Here is a 16004-nt window from a genome sequence, read left to right as displayed (position 1 = left end):
GTGTCGCGGCCGCTCAGCCGCAGGTTCCCGCGGGGCGGGCCCGGGTCACCAGGTCGGTGTCCGTGGTGGTGGTGTCCATCCACAGGACGCGGCTGCCGGTGCCGGCGGCGGCGTTCGACTGCTGGCCCTTACTGCAGGAGACCCGGCCCAGCGGGGTGCCCTGCGGGGTGAACTGGTAGAGCTTGGCCAAGGAGTCGTTGTAGTCGTCGAAGACCTGCGACCACGAGGAGAACACCGTCAGCGTCACCGCCGTGTCCGAGGCCGTGAGGCCGAACGCCCGGACGGGGCGCGGGCCCTTCTCCGCGATGACGTCGGTGACGGTGGAGCCGTCCACGGACGCCCGGCGCAGGGTGGTGAAGTCGTCGTCGGTGTAGTCGGTGTCGATCAGCCAGTAGACACCCGCCGCGGTGATCACCGGCGCGCTGATCCATTCCGGCTGCGAGGGCGCGCCGAGGGTGGCGGTCTTCCCGGTCCTGGTGTCGAAGACCTCCACGACGACCCCGTAGGTGCCGTCGAACATGCCGTCGTGGATGTAGGCGATGCGCCCGTCCTTGACGGCGGGCTCGACCGCCTGGTTGTAGTCCCGGCCGAGCGGCACCTGACGCGGCGTGGTGTCGCCGCCCTTCAGGTACAGGACCCGCTGCAGCGAGGTCGCGTCGTCGCGGCGGGACCAGGCGACCGTGTCGCCGTCCACGCTCAGGCCGCTGATCTCCGAGGTGGTGCTGTACAGCGTCTTGACGGGGCCGCCGCCCACGGGCGCCGACAGGATGTCGTAGGTGTGGGCCCAGGGGTCGTCGCCGGGGACGTCGCCGACCGCCACCCACACCACGCGCTTGCCGTCGGTGACCGGGCTCAGGTGCGAGCGCCCGTCGACCGGGGAGACCCGGCGGGGCTTGCCCTTGCCGTCGGTGCGGCCGGTCCACACGGCGTACGGCTCGGTGCCGTCGGCGCTGGACTTGGGGGCGGCCCACCAGTCGCCGCCCGCGCTGGGGCTGTTGCCGGTGCCGACGTACGACATCAGGGTGCCGAGCCGGCCCATCAGCACGTCGCTGTCCAGCCCGAGGTTCCGCTCCCAGCCGGGGACGATGCCGTGGGCGTCGAAGGCCTTCTTCACCTTCGCCATGCGGTCGCCCTTGACGTGCAGGGACCTGGCGGCGGCGATGACCGCGTCACGTCCCTCGTCGAAGCCGTCGAGGGGGGTGATGTACGAGGTGAGCGCCTTGTAGACGATCTTGTCTGCGAGTTCGCCGCCCAGACTCTCGCGGATGTCCCACAGCGCGCCGCTGAAGATCGTGGAGTTGACGTGCACGCCGCCGTTGTCGTAGGCGGAGCCGAGCGGCAGCCCGAGGAAGCCCTTCGTGGTGGCGCCGTCGTTGAGGTCGCGGAAGGCGCAGTCCTTCGGCGCCCGGGTCCGGCAGAGGTCGCCGCCGATCAGGCCCGCCTCGGGGTCGGTCATGGGCGTGCGGTTGACGGTGACGTCGATGACATTGCCGAAGTAGTCGGCGATCGCCTCGTTCATGGCGCCGGACTGACCGGCGTAGACGAGGTCGGCGGTGTGTTCGACGACGCCGTGGGTCATCTCGTGGCCGACGACGTCCAGGTCGGAGGCGAGCGAGCGGTACTCGTCGTCACCGGTGCCGTAGACCATCTTGGTGTGGTCCCAGAAGGCGTTGACGAACGGCGAGCCGAAGTCCGTGACGCCGACGAGGGAGTTGATGGCCATGCCCTTGCCGTCGAGGCTGTCGCGCCGGAAGGTGCCGCGGTAGAAGTCGTACACCTTGCCCGCCGCCCAGTGGGCGTCGACCGCGCCGCTGTCGGTCATCTCCTGCGGCGCCGTCGTGGTCGGCATCGCGAACGGCACGACGCTCTCGGGCCACTGACCCGACACGTCCTGGTACCAGACGCTGGAGGCGTCCCAGGTCTGGATGACGTTGTGGCTCCTGCTGTCGGCCATGTGCGCGGTGTCGCGCAGCAGGTACTGGCCGGTGGCCGCGTCCTCGGAGAGGTTCAGCGGCACGGTCGTGCCGCTCAGGAGGACCCCGCTGCCGATGACGCCCGTCGCTCCGGCCGCGGGAGCGGCGGGCGCGCCGCCCCGCGTCGAGGCGCCGTCGCGCATGGACGTGCCACTGCGGTGCGCGGCGGGGCCGGCGGAGGCGGTCGGGGCGAAGGTGGGCAGGCCGCCGTACTCGAAGACCGCGATGCCGGTGGCGGCGTCGACGTAGACCTCCTGGACCACGGGCGCGCCGGTGGCCGGGTCGGTGCCGCGCACGGTGACGTGGCGGGCGAGCACGCCCTTGCCGGTGGGCAGCACGGTCAGCCCGCGGTCGGTGCCGGTCAGGCCGTCCTTGGCGCTCCTGGCGTGGGCCGGGCGGTATCCGCCCTTCGCCAGCTCCGCCCGCACCTGCCGCACGGCGCGCTGTACGGCTGTGGAGGCGGGGAGGGTGGGGCGGGTGGTGTCGACGTCGAGGGCGGTGAAGTAGGAGCCGGAGGTGCCGGTCACCGTCCGCTTGCCGTTCTTGTGGGTCATGCGGACGACGTACTGGGCGCCCAGGACGGGGATGCCGCGGTACTTCTGGCCCAGGCGGACGGTCTCGGTGCCGTCGGCGTCGGTGGTGACGGCGTCGGTGACCAGGTCGCGGTCGGGGGCGGGGATGCGGTAGCGGTCCTGGTGGCCGGCCAGGTGGGTGCGGGCCGCGGTGGCGGCGGGCACGGAGGCGTCGGCGGGGTCGGTGAGGCCGTCGACCAGGGCGGGGGTGGCGGTGGACGGCTGCGGCGCGGGCGCCGCTCCGGTGCCGGTGCCGGGGTCGGCGGCGTGGGCGGGGGCGGTCAGGCCGGTGACGCCCAGGGCGACGGCGGCGGCGAGCAGGACGGACAGACCGGTACGCCCGGATCGGTGAACCGGTCTGGGCCGTATGCGTGTTGACATGAACGAATGCCTCCGGCAGCCCGGGGGTGACCCGGGCTCGGTAGTGGGACATCGGATGCACGGCGCACCATCGCGCCCGCGGCTCGCCCTGCACCCTCGTCGTGATCACCCCCGGGTGACAAGAAGAAATCCGGGGGGAGTACGCGCAGTTGCACACATGCGAAGCCGAAGGACGGGCAGCGGGCGCCGAAGTACCCGATGTGGTCCCGGTTCCGGCGGAACGGCGGGTTCGTACGGTCCTGACGCACTCGTCGCGTACGCCCCGAGGACTCCCCCGCGACTCCGCACCCCGTGCGCCCCTCCCGCCATGCGGCGCCGGCCGGGCCGCCGGGTACTGCTCACGAGCGACGCTGGAGGCCGGACACGGGGCGTTTCGCCGGGAGGAGCGCGGGGATCCCCGGCCTGGCCCCCGGCCCGAGCGGAGCCGCCGGCTGCCGGGTCGCCCATGCCTGGCCGCCGGCGGGCCCGGCGACCCATCAGATCCACAAATTGCAAAATTCTTCAATTCGCTACATGATGATCCCGCTGTGTCGTCATGGGAGACCCGGGCACGGCAACGAACCGTCCCAGGCAACCGGCCGGGACGACGGACGACAGGGCCGGTGTCTTAGCACGGTGACTTGGCTGGCAGGGCGGGTGTGGGACCCGGTACGCGCGTTGCTGCCCGCGCGGGACGATCTGGCGGCGATGCGGCGGCAGCCCCGTCAGGACCTGCTCGCCGGGCTGACCGTCGCGGTGGTGGCCCTGCCGCTCGCGCTGGCGTTCGGGGTCTCCTCGGGACTCGGGGCGGAGGCCGGGCTCGCCACTGCGGTGGTGGCGGGGGCCGTGGCGGCCCTGTTCGGTGGATCGAATGTGCAGGTCTCCGGGCCGACCGGCGCGATGACGGTCGTGCTGGTGCCCATCGTCGCCCGGTACGGACCCGGCGGGGTGCTGACCGTGGGGCTGATGGCCGGTGCGCTGCTGATCGGGCTGGCCCTGCTGCGCGCCGGCCGGTACATGCGCTACGTGCCCGCTCCCGTCGTGGAGGGCTTCACCCTCGGCATCGCTTGCGTGATCGGGCTGCAGCAGGTGCCCGCGGCGCTGGGGGTACCCACGCCGGACGGCGACAAGATCGCAGTTGTGGCCCTGCGGGCCGTAGGGGAGTTCCTGACCCACCCCCACTGGGCGCCCCTCGCGATCTCGGCCGCGGTGGCCGGGCTCATCCTGGCGGGTGCGCGGTGGCGCCCCCGGGTGCCGTTCTCGTTGCCGGCCGTCGCGGCGGCCACGATCGCCGCCGAGGCCGCGGACCTTCCGGTGGCGCGCATCGGGCACCTGCCGTCCGGACTGCCCACGCCCTCCCTGGGGTTCCTCGACCCGGCCGCCCTCCCTTCGCTGCTGGCGCCGGCCGTGGCGGTGGCGGCCCTGGCCGCGCTGGAGTCACTGCTGTCGGCGACCGTCGCGGACGGGATGGCGCGCGGACAGCGCCACGACCCGGACCGGGAACTGTTCGGCCAGGGCCTGGCCAACCTGGTCGTCCCGCTGTTCGGTGGGGTTCCGGCCACCGCGGCGATCGCCCGCACCGCCGTCAACGTGCGTACGGGCGCGGGCTCGCGGCTGGCCGCGCTGGCCCACGCCGCCGTCCTCGCGTTGATCGTCTTCGTCGCGGCTCCCCTGGTCGGGAGGATCCCGCTGGCGGCGCTCGCGGGGGTGCTGCTCGCCACCGCGATCCGGATGGTCGAGGTCGCCTCGCTGCGGGCGATGGCCCAGGCGACCCGCGCCGACGGCGCGGTGCTGCTGCTGACCGCAGCCGCCACGCTGGCCCTTGACCTGGTGTACGCGGTCGTCATCGGGCTGGTGGTGGCCGGGGCCCTGGCGTTGCGCGCGGTGGCGCGGCAGGTCCGGCTCGATCAGGTGCCGCTGCACGAGGGTCCGCCGGACGGGCACGGCGCCGGGGAACACGCCCTGCTCTCCGAGCACATCGTCGCGTACCGCCTCGACGGGCCGCTGTTCTTCGCCGCCGCACACCGTTCCCTGCTCGAACTCACCGAGGTCGCCGACGTGTCGGTGGTCATCCTGCGGCTCTCCGGTGTCACCCACATCGACGCCACCGGCGCCCTGGTCCTGAAGGACGCGATCGACCGGCTGCACCGCCGCGGCATCACGGTGCTGGCGTCCGGGGTCCGGCCCGGGCAGCGGCACGCATTGGACGCGCTGGGCGTGCTGGACGGGTTGCGGGACGCGGACCTGGTGCACGCCACGGCCCCGGAAGCCGTCCGCGCGGCCCGCGCCCGGTTGCACCGGGCCGGAGTGCTGCAGGGGGAGGCCGCCGGATGAGCCCCGCGTACCGCATGACCGACCTGACCGGGGCGGAGGCGCTGTGGCTGCTGGAAGGGGCACGCAGCGGCCGCCTGGTCTATGTGCTGCGCGGCAGGGTGCTCGTCCGTCCCGCCGCCCACGTCCTGGAGTACGGCGCGCTCGTCGTCCGTGCCCCCGTCCCGCTCACCGCGGTCACGCAAGGAGGCGGCGTGACGTACCACTGCGAACGGTTCCACGGCGCCGCGGGCACCGGCTGGTCGGTCGCGGCCACCGGGCCCGCCCAGGACCTCACCGACGCGCACGAGGCCGCCCACTACCGGCGCACGCTCACCGGATGGGTCCACGGTCCGCACGACACCCTGCTGCGGATCCACCCCCTCACGATCCAGGGGCACCGGCTCAGCGGCGCCGCCGGCGCTGGTGCCCGCACCGCTGACGACGGCCGGCCCGGCCCCCGGTGAATGCGCGTGCCATGCTGCAGCGCCGCCATGTGCTGACCCTGCCGACGGCACCCCTGTCCGTGGCCGTGGCCCGCAGGACGGGCGAGTACGTCTACACCCGCTGGGGCCTCGCACCGGGCGACGCCGTGCTGGACCGGGCCCTGCTGATCCTCAGCGAGCTGGTCGCCAACAGTGTCCGCCACGCCGCTGCGGTCTCCCCCAGCCTGGACGTCGTCTACGCGACGGGCGGCGGGGTACTCGCCTTCGCCGTGTACGACCGGCATCCCCACCGGCCGGACCTGCTCCGATCCGCCGCGGCCGGCGGCGGGCTGGCCATGGTCGCCGAGGTCACCGCCGAGTGCGGGGGCACCGCAGCGGTGCACCCCGACCTTGGTACCGGAGGCAAGGGCATCTGGGTCACCCTGCCGCTGGACCCCGCCTGAACCGGTGGCCCGTTCACTTGGGGGCGTGCTGCCCCAGGTAGAACAGCAGAGTGATGAAACCGGCGATGAAGTGGGTGACGAAGACGTAGACGAGGACACGCAGCAGCACCGCCCGCTGCTTGTACCTCTCGCCGCCCGTGTCCTTGCGCGCGCCCGCCCCGGAGCTCACGCGGCGCCGCCCGTCGTGCCGGCCGCGCGGACGACGGAGGCTTCCTCGGTCTGCTTCAGCTCGGCCAGCAGGTCCTGCTGCCCGGTCAGCAGCTCCGTGAGGATCCTGCGGGCCGCCCGGAGCAGTTCCGCCACGTCGCCGCCCGCCAGCTCGTACACCACGGTGGAGCCGGTGCGCGTGGCGGTCACGATGCCGGAGCGGCGCAGTACGGCGAGCTGCTGGGAGAGGCTGGAGGGCTCGATCTCCACCGCGTTGAGGAGGTCCCGCACCGGCTTCGGGCCGTCCTGCAGGAGTTCCAGGACGCGGATGCGCACGGGGTGCCCCAGCATGCGGAAGAACTCCGCCTTGGCCTGGTAGAGCGGAACCTGCACTCGGACCACCCGCACCCTCTGAGGAGATTCGTCAATTGAAGAACTCTTCAATCCTAGCCCACCGTAATTCCCGGGCCTGACAGGCGGCAGGGGTGAAAGGCTGGCCCCCGCAGTAGGAACGGAGAAAGTGAGCATCCAGTGACCGACGACGACCGCGTGGGCCCGCCGCTGCTCGGCGGGGAGCGCGAGACGCTCCGGGCGTTCCTCGACTACCACCGCGCCACGCTGGCCATGAAGTGCCGCGGGCTCTCGGACGAGGAACTGCGGCTGCGGTCCATGCCTCCGTCCACCCTGTCGCTGCTCGGGCTCGTCCGGCACATGGCGGAGGTGGAACGCGCCTGGTTCCGCCGGGTGTTCGAGGACAACGACGCGCCCATGGTGTGGTCCGACAGGATCGACTTCCAGGCGGCCTACGACGCGAGCGGGTCCACCCGCGCCGAGGCCTTCGCGGCCTGGGAGGCCGAGGTCGAGAACTCCCGGCGGATCGAGGAGGCGGCCGAGTCCCTGGACCTGGCCGGGCACCAGCCGCGCTGGGGGGAGGACGTCTCCCTGCGGATGGTCATGGTGCACGTGCTCCTGGAGTACGGCCGCCACAACGGACACGCGGACTTCCTCCGCGAGGGCGTCGACGGCACCGTGGGGGCCTGAGCGCGCCCTCACGCGGCGGGGCTCCGGCTCGGCCGGAGGCCGCCTCCGGACTGGGAGTCGTCCTCCCCCGCCCTCGCCGGTGGCCCGCGGGCCGCGGGTGTCCCTCGTCGATCTGTCCGGCCAGGACCTCGTGGTCTTCCCCCGCGCGGAAGCTCCCGGCTGGTCCGACCGGCTGCTCGAGACCTGCCGCGCGGCGGGCTTCGTCCCGGGTGGCGTCCGGCACGCGTCCAGCCCCGAGTTCCCGCTCGTCCTGGTCGCGGCGGGCGGCGGTGTTGCGCCGCGGGGGCGGCCGGGGTGGCCGATTGCGCGGGCTCCGGACAAGCTGGGCGTACGGAAGCCCGTGAACGGACCGAGGTGATCACCGATGGCGGACGAGAGCGTGAACCATCCGGGTCTGATCGTCCCGGTCGGGCACGTCGAACCCGTCCCGCGGCGTATCCGGGCGCTGGTCGGGGGCCGTACCGTCCTCGACACCCGGCGTGCCCTGTACGTGTGGGAGTGGCCCGGATACCCGCAGTACAGCATCCCGGTGAAGGACCTCGCCGAGGGGGTGCTCACCGACGACGGCCGGACCGGCAGGCTGGGCCCCGGCCCGGCGCGCCGCCACTCGCTGCACGTCGGCTCCGAGGTCCGCCAGGGCGCGGCCTGGGTCTGGGACGAGGGCGCCCCGGACCGGCTCCTGGGCACCGCGCGCTTCCGCTGGGAGGCCCTCGACGCCTGGTACGAGGAGGACGAGCAGGTCTTCGTCCACCCGCGGAGCCCCTACACGCGGGTCGACGCCCTGCGCTCGTCCAGCAGCGTCCGCGTGGAGATCGACGGCACCGTCCTCGCCGACGCGCCGCACGCGGTGACCCTGTTCGAGACCGGCCTGCCGACCCGCTACTACGTCGAACGCGTGCACGTCGACTGGACCCGGCTGCGCCCTTCGGACACGGTCACGCGCTGCCCGTACAAGGGCACGACCAGCGGCTACTGGTCGTTCGAAGCCGGCACCACCGTCCACGAGGACGTCGCCTGGGCGTACGACTTCCCCATGGTGGCGTGCGCCCCCGTCGCGGGCATGGTCGCCTTCTACAACGAGCGCGTCGACCTCTACGTCGACGGTGCGCCACTCCCCCGCCCCACCGCGACGTCCTGGGACGTGTGAGACCGGCGGCGCGGGGGCGGCCCTGAGACGCCCGCGCCGGGCAGAGCCGGCGGCGTTCTAGGCTTGCCGCATGTCTCAGCAGGTCGAAGTCGTGCAATTGCTGGTCTCTCCGCTGCACCGCTACATGGGGCGGCCGTCTCAGGGGCCGTCGGCGGCGCCGGACGGGGAGCTGGTGCGCAGCGCCGAGGTGCGCGGCGGGCTCGGACTCGTGGGTGATCGCTACTACGCGCGGCCGGCCCATCGCGACGCCGCCGTCACCCTCATGGCGGCGGAGAACCTGCCGCTGGACATCGACCCGGAGACGGACCTGCGGCACACCCGCCGCAACGTGCTGCTCCGCGGCGTCGACATCGACGCCTACGTGGGCACGACCGTGGCACTGGACACCGGGGCGGGGCCCGTCCTGTTCGCGGTACGGCGCCCTGCCCGGCCCTGTTCCTGGATGGACACCGTCATCGGCCCGGGGGCGCAGCGCGCGCTGCGCGGCAAGGGCGGAGTGCGGTGCACGCCGCTCAGCGACGGCGTGCTCACGCTGGGGCCGGCGGAGTTCCGGGTCGTGGCGGACGTGCGGGAGCCGTCGTAGCGGAGGCGTGTGGGCCCCGTCACGGAGTGGTACGGGAACCGGATCACGCGGACCGGCGTCGTTGGTGCGTGCGATCACGGAGACGGACGGATCACGAGCGGGCCGCCGGGACGGGCGACGGCCGCGGATGGCGCGGCCCGCGACGCTGGGACGGGGTCGTACTGGCGCTCCCGCTGCTGCTGGCGCTGCTGCTCGTCTGCCACTGCGCGGTGCCCGACGGCCCCGGCCGCTGGGGGAGCCTGCTGGAGACGTTCCTGCCGTGGCTGGGCCTGGGCGTCCCGGCGCTGCTGTGCGTGGCCCTGCTGCGTCGCTCGGGAGTCGCCCTGTGCGCGCTCCTGGTGCCGCTGGCGGCCTGGTTCGCGGTCTTCGGGGATCTGCCGCTCCCGCACGGCGGCCGCGCGTACGACCTCGTCGCGGTGCAGCACAACGTGAGTGACGAGAACGCGGATCCCACCGGTACGGCCGAGCAGCTCATCGCAGCAGATGGCGACTTGGTCGCCCTTCAGGAGCTGACGCCGTCCCTGCTGCGGGACTTCGGCGGCGTCCTGGACGAGACGTATCCCCATCACGTGTCCTTCGGCACGGTCGGGCTGTGGTCGAGGTATCCCCTGGTGGACGAGCGCAGGATCGACATCCGGCCGACGGGCGTCGGCGCGGACTGGGACCGCGGTTTGCGGGCGACCGCCCGAATGCCGCAGGGGGACGTCGCCGTGTACGTGGCCCACCTGCCGTCGCTGCGCCTCGGCTTGGGCGGGTTCGGCTCCGCCAGGCGGGACGAGAGCGCGGCTCTGCTCGGCGCCGCGATCTCGGCCGAGCCACTGGACCGGGTGATCCTGCTCGGGGACCTCAACGGCACGGTCGACGACCGTGGACTGGCCCCGCTCACCTCGCGGCTGGGCGCCCCGAAGTCGGGGTTCGCGTTCAGCTGGCCGCGAGGGTTCCCGCTGGCCCGGATCGACCAGGTCCTGGCGCGGTCCGCGACGGTCTCGGACGTACGGACCCTGCCGCCGACCGGCAGCGACCACCTGCCCGTCGCGGCCCGCATCCGGTTCTGATGCGGGATCGGCGAACGCTCGTGCCTCACATAGTTCCTGACGTGCCGTCGGTAAGCGCAACATGCCCGTCGCGGCCCACGCTGGTGCACGACGAAGCCCGCTGACGGTCAGTCAGTCGTTGGCAATCGAATGGGCCGAGCCCGCGCCCTTTCACTGACGCAACATTAGCTGATGATCCATCACCCAGTTGGACATCTCTTCACATTTTTCTTATCCGGCCCCCTGTACCGCCCCTCACCTGCGGAAACGTTCCGGGTGGCGCCACGGCCCCACCCCATTCGGCCGTACACCTCTGACGGTCTCGGGGTGCGGAGCGGCTGCGGATGATCGCCATATAGGTCTCGAGGACGCGCTGGCAGTCGTGCCGGGGGCCACATCCCGCCTGCCCCGTCCACAAGGAGGTTCAGCTCCATGCGTGGTGCTCGCATCCTGGCGATGGCGACCATGACCGCTGCGGCGGTCGTCCTTCCGAACTCGCAGGCCTTCGCCGTGGTCGACGTCAACGTCGCCCAGAACGGACGCTCCGTCACCGTCACCGCCAGTTCGGAGGTTTGCCAGGCACCCGGCGCGATGGTGAACGCCAACGCCTTCCCGTCCGGCCTGCTGCGCAACGCCCTGACCCTGAGCGCGGCGACCCCGGGCGGTCCGCTGAGCGGAACGTTCACGATCCCCGACGACGCGCCGGCCAACACGTACACCATCACCGTCAGCTGCATGGTCGGCCCGAAGTCCGACCAGGGCAGCGTCGGCACCCTCACCGTTCCCGCCACGACCAGCACGACCGGTGACCGCGACGGCGGAACCGTCACGACCGACCCCGGCACCGTGCCGGACGACAACTACGACAACGGCGACGACGAGTACGGGGACGACTACGAGGACGACTACGGCAACTACGGCCGCGGTCACCGCCGCGACAAGTGCTCGTACGGCCGGGGCGGCCACGGCCGCGGCGACGACCGCGGTGGCTACGGCGACCGCGGCGACCAAGGTGACGACGGCAACGGCCGCGGCGGCTACGGCGACCGCGGCGGTCGTGACCGCGACCACGACCGCAAGTGCTACAAGCGCCACTACGGCCACGGCGGGCACGGCGGCTACGGTGGCCGCGATTACGACCGTGACAACGACCGCGACAACGACAACAACAAGGGGGGCGCGCCCGACACCGGCTTCGGCGGCTCGACCGGCATGAACACCGCCGAGAGCCTCACCGGCGCCTCCCTCCTCGCCGTCGCGGCGGCGGGCGGCGTGTTCCTCCTGCGCCGTCGCCGTACCCAGGGCGGCGAGGCCTGAGGCCCGCAGTTCCCCGCACGGCACTCCGCCCCGGGCCCGTACACGGGCCCGGGGCGGGCCGGTGTCCGCCCGCCGCGACCACCCCACCGGCCTACGCGAACGCCCCCGCCGCGGACGGTGCGTGGTGCACTGATCACGCTCCGGAAGGTGAAGGAGAGGCGTGGCGATGAAGGCAGGCCGGACCACCGGACCCATATCCCGCGGACCCGGGCGCGGGCTCCATCACGCGGCGCTCACCGTGCTCTGCGCCTGCGCACTCCTGCTGAGCGGCTGCACGGCCGGCCCGCCGGGGCAGAGCGCGGGGCACGGCCCCGCCGGGCCGGCGCGCCTCGCCGCCGCGACGGCCGTTCCTCCCGCACTGGCCGGCTACTACCGGCAGAAGCTCGACTGGAAGCCCTGCGCGGAGCAGCCGGCGTTCCAGTGCACGACCCTGCGGGCCCCACTGGACTACGCCCGTCCAGAAGCTGGCGACGTCCGACTGGCCGCGACCCGCAAAAAAGCCACCGGGACCGGCGCCCAGCGCATCGGCTCGCTGCTGTTCAACCCGGGCGGGCCCGGCCAACCCGCGATCACCTCGCTGTGGCCGTTCGCGGGGGCCTTCTCACCGGCGGTGCGCGCCGCTTACGACCTGGTCGCGGTCGACCCGCGCGGGGTCGGCTCCAGCACTCCGGTGGACTGCGGTACCGACACGGCCGGCACCCTACTGGGGGTACGGTGGCTCCCCGGCGCGGACGAACCGGACGCGGACCAGCCTGACCTCGCGGGGGCCGACGAGGCGGCCCGCGACACCGCCGCCGCGTGCGAGCGGGGCGCGGGGCGGCTGCTGCCCCACGTCGGCACGCTCGACTCGGCCCGGGACATGGAACTCATGCGCGTCCTCCTCGACGACGAGCGGCTGCACTACCTCGGCTTCTCCTACGGCTCCTACCTCGGCGCGAGCTACGCCGGCCTCTTCCCGTCCCATGTGGGCCGCATGGTGCTGGACGGCGGCGTCGATCCCACGCTCGACGGCGTCCGCAGCGTGCTGGCCCAGGCCCGGGGCTACCAGATCGCCTGGGACTCCTTCGCGGCCGACTGCGCCGCCCGGCCGGCCTGCTCCGTGGGTCACTCCGTCGCCGAGGCGGGCCGAGCCCTGGACGCGCTGGTCGAGGCCCTCGACCGCGCTCCGTTGCGACAGGGCAAGGACGTCGTCCTCGACGGCGACGGCCTCATCAGCGCGGTCACCACGGGGCTCATGGCGCCCGCGTGGGAGAAGCTGCGGGCCGCGCTCGCCGAGGTCCGCTCCGGCGGCACCACGGCGGTGCAGGAACTCAGCGGCGCCTTCGACCACTCCGGTTTCAGCGGTGCCGCCTACCTCGCGATCAGCTGCCTCAGCGGCACCCTGGGAGCACGCGCCACCCCCGCGCAGGCACGCGAGGCGCTGCCCGCGTTCGTCAGCGCCTCGCCCCGCTTCGGCAGGTACTTCGCGGAGCAGCTGTCGGCCTGCGCCCACTGGCCGGTCCCAGCGGACCAGCCGGCCCGTGCCATCACCGCGCGGGGCGCCGCGCCGATCCTGGTCGTCGGTACCACGCGCGATCCGGCGACCCCGTACTCCGAGGCACGGACCCTGTCCCGGCTGCTCTCCTCGGGCCGTCTCCTCACCTACGACGGCGACGGGCACACCGCCTACCTCAGGTCGGTCGGCTGCGTCGACGACGCCGTCGACCGCTACTTGACCGGCGGCCAGTTGCCGCCCGCGGGCACGGTCTGCACCTGACATCCCCGACAAGGGTGCCGGGGCCCCGGGGTGGCCCCGCGGGAGGAGCCCCATGCCCGTTCCGAGGGCGCCCGCGCGGCCGTGCGCACACCGGGCGGGTCCCGATGGGGCGGCCTGTCGAGGCGGGCGGGCGCATACGGATCCGGGTGGACGACCGGGGTTCGCCGGCGCCCGGGACCCGCAGTACGGCGGGGGCGCGGGGTGCGGGCCTGGTGCTGGGCATCACGTGCTTGCTGCTGTGGTCGGCCGCGGCCTGGGGCGTCCACCACGCGCCGGCCCCCCTCGCGCTGAGCGGGCGGCTGCGGACGTGGGAGCGGGAGTGGGCGCGCGTCGAGCCGGTGTGGTCCGGCCGGGCGCCCTGACCTGACCGGCGTCAGAGGAAGAGCCGCAGTACCCGCAGGCCTCGTACATGGTTTTCGCCAGGGCCCGCCTTGAGCTCTGCCGGGGGTCTCCAGTCGGCGTGCAGGGCCGCCCAGAAGTCCGTCCACGCCTGGGTCTCCGTCGGCCCGCGTCCGACCGCGTCGGTCCCCGGGCAGGTGACCACATAACCGTCGCCGTCCTGCCGGATCGTCACAGCTGGCTCGACCATGGCCCACCTCGCGTCCCGGTGCACCCGAATCACGTCAAGGGTCACCCGGTCGGCGCCGACGCGCAACAGCGCTCCGCGTGGGCCGTTCGGGGGCGCGGCGCGGCCGACCGGGCACTCCCGGCCGCGGGGCGTCTCCCCGGGCGGGTGGTCTCGACCGACCGGCGCCGTCACCTGGCCAGGGCCGCACGACGGAAGCCCTCGACGAAGTAGCGCAGCCGCCTCATCACGTAGGCGAAGACCGGGCGGAAGGCCGGGATGGTGCTCCCGGGCCGGTGGATCGTGTCGCTCATCTCGGGCGACCCTTCTGGACGTGCACGGTGTGCGTCGGTGACGGGCGTCAGTACGGGAGGGGCTTTCCGGACGGTGTCCGCAGGTCGATCGGAGGGCGGGACGGCGCCGGCTTCTTCGGTCGCTGGACGCGGATGCGGCGCATGGTCATCACTCCTTCGGAGACGCGGCCCGTGCCGGGCGAACCCTTCCAGTCCTACGCCGTGGGCCCTCGGGCCCGTGTCAGGGAACGTCCCTGAAGCCACCCCTATGCCCGGCTCCTCCCTCCTCCCTTGGAGTGAGGCGCGCGTCGGGGTACGTCCTCGCTGCTCAGGGGCACCGGGGACGAAACGGGAACGTCCCCAGGCCGGCGTCTCGCCGTCGTGCGCGCGCAGGGGACTCGCAGGCTCTACGCCGTCCAGGCCGCGCCGCTGCGCGCAGCCGCGCGTGGGGCACGGCGTACGCCCGCCGCCGGCGCCCCGCAGGAGACCACGGAGCCGGCCGCCGCGGTCACCGCCACCACCGGCTTCTACGTCCCGGCCCGGGTGGATCCGCGCTACCCCGGCACGGCGTTTGCCCTGCCCGGCCTTTCGGTTTAATGTCGAAACCGGGAGAGGGAGATGCAGAAGAAGGACTTCAGTGACGGACCGTGCCCGGTCGCGCGGACCCTGGGCGTCGTCGGCGACTGGTGGTCGCTGCTGATCGTCAGGGACGCGCTCGACGGGGTGCGCCGGTTCAACGACTTCCACCGCGGCCTGGGCTGCGCCAAGAACATCCTGAGCAGTCGGCTCACCAAACTGGTGGAGCACGGGGTGCTGCGCACGGTGCCCGCCGCGGACGGGAGCCCCTACCGGGAGTACGAACTCACCGAGGAGGGCAAGGGCCTGCGGCTCGTGCTGCTCGCCCTGCGCCAGTGGGGCGAGGCCAACCTCTTCGAGCCCGGGGAGGAGCGGACCACCGTCGTGGACCGGGCGACCGGCCGCCCGGTGGCCCCACTGCGGATGCGCGACGCGGACGGCCGGCCGCTCGGGCCCGACGACATCGAGTTGCGGACGCCGGCGCGCTGACGGCCGGCGGGGGGCCGGACCACGACGGGGGAATCGCGGTCCGGCACCCGCACCGCACGTCCGACCCGCGATGGCGCCGTTCATGCGCACCGGGCAGGGCCAGTGCGCGGTTGCCCTGCCCCACGCTCGGTGGGGCCGGTCCGCCGGCTCCAGGACGAGCCGGGATCTCGCGCCTCCCGCCCCGTCCTCCCCTGAGCGCCGCCGAATTGCGGCATGCCCCCGCCCGCGGGCACGCGCCCCGGGGGATCAGGCCGCGGGGCCCTACGGGGCGGACAGCTCGCGTTCGATCCAGCGGCAGATGACCTCCACGACGTAGGCGCGTTCCCGGCGGCTCAGCTCACGCCCCTTGGGGATGCCGTGCCACCGCTCCAGACACGTGCGGCAGCAGGTGGCGGTCGCGTGCTGCGCGACGAACACGGGATGGCCACGGTAGGGGGTCTGCTTGCCGTCCTTGTACGGCGCGGCCGGGGCCAGGCGCTTGGCGACGAGGTCGTGGGCGTGCCACCGGATCGTGGACGGGCCGTTCAGCCCGGCGGTGACGCGGTCGCGACCGCGCAGGTGGAACCTGGCGCGGAAGGGATGCCGCGCGACGGCGTCGAGCCGCCGGTCGACGGCGTCGGGCTGCGGGCCACGGGCCTGGCAGGGCTGGTCGGACGTCGGGTCGGGCATCGCGGGTTCCAGAGGAAGGGGCCGAGCCCTTTCGATCCTACGGCGCACCGGCCCTGGAAAGGGTCACGCATGGTGACGCCAAGGCGGGGCACACGCGGAGTCAGGAGGTTGACGACATGGTTCCCTTGCTGCTTGTCCTGCTGCTGGCCCTGATCCTCTTCGGGGCGGGCTTCGCCCTCAAGGCCCTGTGGTGGATCGCGCTGATCGTGCTGGTGGTGTGGCTGCTCGGCTTCGTGTTCCGGGCCGCGGAGGGCGGCGGACGCCGCCGCTGGTACCGATGGTG

At 73.5% G+C, this 16004-nt stretch carries 20 protein-coding genes; 14 read left to right on the top strand and 6 right to left on the bottom strand.

Annotation, left to right across the window (positions count from 1 at the left end):
- Positions 1–13: 13 nt before the first annotated feature.
- Positions 14–2926: a M4 family metallopeptidase gene (locus AC3EUJ_RS32160; RefSeq protein ID WP_431967632.1), complete on the bottom strand. Its 2913-nt coding sequence runs from the start codon at positions 2924–2926 to the stop codon at positions 14–16.
- 687 nt (positions 2927–3613) lie between these two features.
- Between AC3EUJ_RS32160 and AC3EUJ_RS32155 the strand changes: the two genes are divergently transcribed.
- Genes AC3EUJ_RS32155 through AC3EUJ_RS32145 form a run of 3 tightly spaced genes read left to right on the top strand, consistent with a single transcriptional unit; the run spans position 3614 to position 6104 of the window.
- The gene (locus AC3EUJ_RS32155) at positions 3614–5239 is read left to right on the top strand and encodes a SulP family inorganic anion transporter (protein WP_431967683.1); all 1626 of its coding nucleotides are present in this window, start codon (positions 3614–3616) and stop codon (positions 5237–5239) included.
- Positions 5236–5682: a pyridoxamine 5'-phosphate oxidase family protein gene (locus AC3EUJ_RS32150; RefSeq protein WP_431967630.1), complete on the top strand. Its 447-nt coding sequence runs from the start codon at positions 5236–5238 to the stop codon at positions 5680–5682. Before AC3EUJ_RS32155 ends, AC3EUJ_RS32150 begins: the two co-directional genes overlap by 4 nt.
- Before the next feature lie 11 nt (positions 5683–5693).
- Entirely contained in the window at positions 5694–6104 is a 411-nt protein-coding gene (locus AC3EUJ_RS32145; protein ID WP_431967628.1) for an ATP-binding protein, read from the top strand.
- Between the two features lie 13 nt (positions 6105–6117).
- On the opposite strand, the gene AC3EUJ_RS32140 is transcribed toward AC3EUJ_RS32145, so the two are convergent.
- The gene (locus tag AC3EUJ_RS32140; RefSeq protein WP_431967626.1) at positions 6118–6273 is read right to left on the bottom strand and encodes a DUF6126 family protein; all 156 of its coding nucleotides are present in this window, start codon (positions 6271–6273) and stop codon (positions 6118–6120) included.
- Positions 6270–6644 (bottom strand): ArsR/SmtB family transcription factor, encoded by a 375-nt coding sequence (locus AC3EUJ_RS32135; protein WP_431967681.1) that lies wholly within the window; start codon positions 6642–6644, stop codon positions 6270–6272. Before AC3EUJ_RS32135 ends, AC3EUJ_RS32140 begins: the two co-directional genes overlap by 4 nt.
- A gap of 138 nt (positions 6645–6782) precedes the next feature.
- Here AC3EUJ_RS32135 and AC3EUJ_RS32130 point away from each other — a divergent pair, with 138 nt between their 5' ends.
- The 8 genes from AC3EUJ_RS32130 (at position 6783) to AC3EUJ_RS32095 (ending at position 13491) form a co-directional block, all read left to right on the top strand.
- A complete protein-coding gene (locus AC3EUJ_RS32130; protein ID WP_431967624.1) occupies positions 6783–7292 on the top strand; it encodes a DinB family protein in 510 nt (169 codons plus the stop codon).
- A gap of 79 nt (positions 7293–7371) precedes the next feature.
- A complete protein-coding gene (locus AC3EUJ_RS32125) occupies positions 7372–7650 on the top strand; it encodes a LysR substrate-binding domain-containing protein (protein WP_431967622.1) in 279 nt (92 codons plus the stop codon).
- 6 nt (positions 7651–7656) lie between these two features.
- Entirely contained in the window at positions 7657–8439 is a 783-nt protein-coding gene (locus AC3EUJ_RS32120; protein ID WP_431967620.1) for a DUF427 domain-containing protein, read from the top strand.
- A 70-nt stretch (positions 8440–8509) separates the two neighbouring features.
- Entirely contained in the window at positions 8510–9022 is a 513-nt protein-coding gene (locus tag AC3EUJ_RS32115; RefSeq protein WP_431967618.1) for a molybdenum cofactor biosysynthesis protein, read from the top strand.
- A 68-nt stretch (positions 9023–9090) separates the two neighbouring features.
- Entirely contained in the window at positions 9091–10077 is a 987-nt protein-coding gene (locus tag AC3EUJ_RS32110; protein WP_431967616.1) for an endonuclease/exonuclease/phosphatase family protein, read from the top strand.
- A 411-nt stretch (positions 10078–10488) separates the two neighbouring features.
- Entirely contained in the window at positions 10489–11373 is an 885-nt protein-coding gene (locus AC3EUJ_RS32105) for a hypothetical protein (RefSeq protein WP_431967614.1), read from the top strand.
- A 166-nt stretch (positions 11374–11539) separates the two neighbouring features.
- Entirely contained in the window at positions 11540–13129 is a 1590-nt protein-coding gene (locus tag AC3EUJ_RS32100; RefSeq protein ID WP_431967679.1) for an alpha/beta hydrolase, read from the top strand.
- A 212-nt stretch (positions 13130–13341) separates the two neighbouring features.
- On the top strand, positions 13342–13491 hold the full coding sequence (locus tag AC3EUJ_RS32095; protein WP_431967612.1) for a hypothetical protein: 150 nt from the start codon (positions 13342–13344) through the stop codon (positions 13489–13491).
- A gap of 11 nt (positions 13492–13502) precedes the next feature.
- Here AC3EUJ_RS32095 and AC3EUJ_RS32090 read toward each other — a convergent pair whose 3' ends face one another.
- Together AC3EUJ_RS32090 and AC3EUJ_RS32085 are read right to left on the bottom strand one after the other, a co-directional pair.
- Positions 13503–13718, bottom strand: a complete 216-nt coding sequence (locus AC3EUJ_RS32090; protein ID WP_431967610.1) for a hypothetical protein — start codon at positions 13716–13718, stop codon at positions 13503–13505.
- A gap of 167 nt (positions 13719–13885) precedes the next feature.
- A complete protein-coding gene (locus tag AC3EUJ_RS32085) occupies positions 13886–14008 on the bottom strand; it encodes a hypothetical protein (protein ID WP_431967608.1) in 123 nt (40 codons plus the stop codon).
- Positions 14009–14368: 360 nt separating this feature from the next.
- Here AC3EUJ_RS32085 and AC3EUJ_RS32080 point away from each other — a divergent pair, with 360 nt between their 5' ends.
- Together AC3EUJ_RS32080 and AC3EUJ_RS32075 are read left to right on the top strand one after the other, a co-directional pair.
- Positions 14369–14584, top strand: a complete 216-nt coding sequence (locus tag AC3EUJ_RS32080; RefSeq protein ID WP_431967607.1) for a hypothetical protein — start codon at positions 14369–14371, stop codon at positions 14582–14584.
- 21 nt (positions 14585–14605) lie between these two features.
- The gene (locus AC3EUJ_RS32075) at positions 14606–15052 is read left to right on the top strand and encodes a winged helix-turn-helix transcriptional regulator (RefSeq protein WP_431967605.1); all 447 of its coding nucleotides are present in this window, start codon (positions 14606–14608) and stop codon (positions 15050–15052) included.
- A 261-nt stretch (positions 15053–15313) separates the two neighbouring features.
- Here the strand turns inward: AC3EUJ_RS32075 and AC3EUJ_RS32070 are convergent, their stop codons facing one another.
- Complete coding sequence (locus AC3EUJ_RS32070; RefSeq protein WP_431967603.1) at positions 15314–15721, bottom strand: DUF4186 domain-containing protein; 408 nt, start codon at positions 15719–15721, stop codon at positions 15314–15316.
- A gap of 116 nt (positions 15722–15837) precedes the next feature.
- On the opposite strand from AC3EUJ_RS32070, the gene AC3EUJ_RS32065 reads away from it, so the two are divergent.
- Positions 15838–16004, top strand: a 167-nt coding sequence (locus tag AC3EUJ_RS32065; RefSeq protein WP_406261659.1) for a hydrophobic protein, incomplete at its 3' end; no start/stop codon positions are given.

This window comes from Actinacidiphila sp. bgisy160, assembly GCF_057707815.1.
This window is presented reverse-complemented; position numbering and strand designations above follow the sequence as displayed.

Excerpts from the sequence above, each read along its gene's own strand:
- AC3EUJ_RS32090 (WP_431967610.1), bottom strand. The coding sequence starts at position 13,718 with ATGGTCGAGCCAGCTGTGACGATCCGGCAGGACGGCGACGGTTATGTG.
- AC3EUJ_RS32105 (WP_431967614.1), top strand. The coding sequence starts at position 10,489 with ATGCGTGGTGCTCGCATCCTGGCGATGGCGACCATGACCGCTGCGGCG.
- AC3EUJ_RS32145 (WP_431967628.1), top strand. The coding sequence starts at position 5,694 with ATGCTGCAGCGCCGCCATGTGCTGACCCTGCCGACGGCACCCCTGTCC.
- AC3EUJ_RS32160 (WP_431967632.1), bottom strand. The coding sequence starts at position 2,926 with ATGTCAACACGCATACGGCCCAGACCGGTTCACCGATCCGGGCGTACC.
- AC3EUJ_RS32155 (WP_431967683.1), top strand. The coding sequence starts at position 3,614 with ATGCGGCGGCAGCCCCGTCAGGACCTGCTCGCCGGGCTGACCGTCGCG.
- AC3EUJ_RS32150 (WP_431967630.1), top strand. The coding sequence starts at position 5,236 with ATGAGCCCCGCGTACCGCATGACCGACCTGACCGGGGCGGAGGCGCTG.
- AC3EUJ_RS32085 (WP_431967608.1), bottom strand. The coding sequence starts at position 14,008 with ATGAGCGACACGATCCACCGGCCCGGGAGCACCATCCCGGCCTTCCGC.
- AC3EUJ_RS32075 (WP_431967605.1), top strand. The coding sequence starts at position 14,606 with ATGCAGAAGAAGGACTTCAGTGACGGACCGTGCCCGGTCGCGCGGACC.
- AC3EUJ_RS32120 (WP_431967620.1), top strand. The coding sequence starts at position 7,657 with ATGGCGGACGAGAGCGTGAACCATCCGGGTCTGATCGTCCCGGTCGGG.
- AC3EUJ_RS32100 (WP_431967679.1), top strand. The coding sequence starts at position 11,540 with ATGAAGGCAGGCCGGACCACCGGACCCATATCCCGCGGACCCGGGCGC.
- AC3EUJ_RS32070 (WP_431967603.1), bottom strand. The coding sequence starts at position 15,721 with ATGCCCGACCCGACGTCCGACCAGCCCTGCCAGGCCCGTGGCCCGCAG.
- AC3EUJ_RS32115 (WP_431967618.1), top strand. The coding sequence starts at position 8,510 with ATGTCTCAGCAGGTCGAAGTCGTGCAATTGCTGGTCTCTCCGCTGCAC.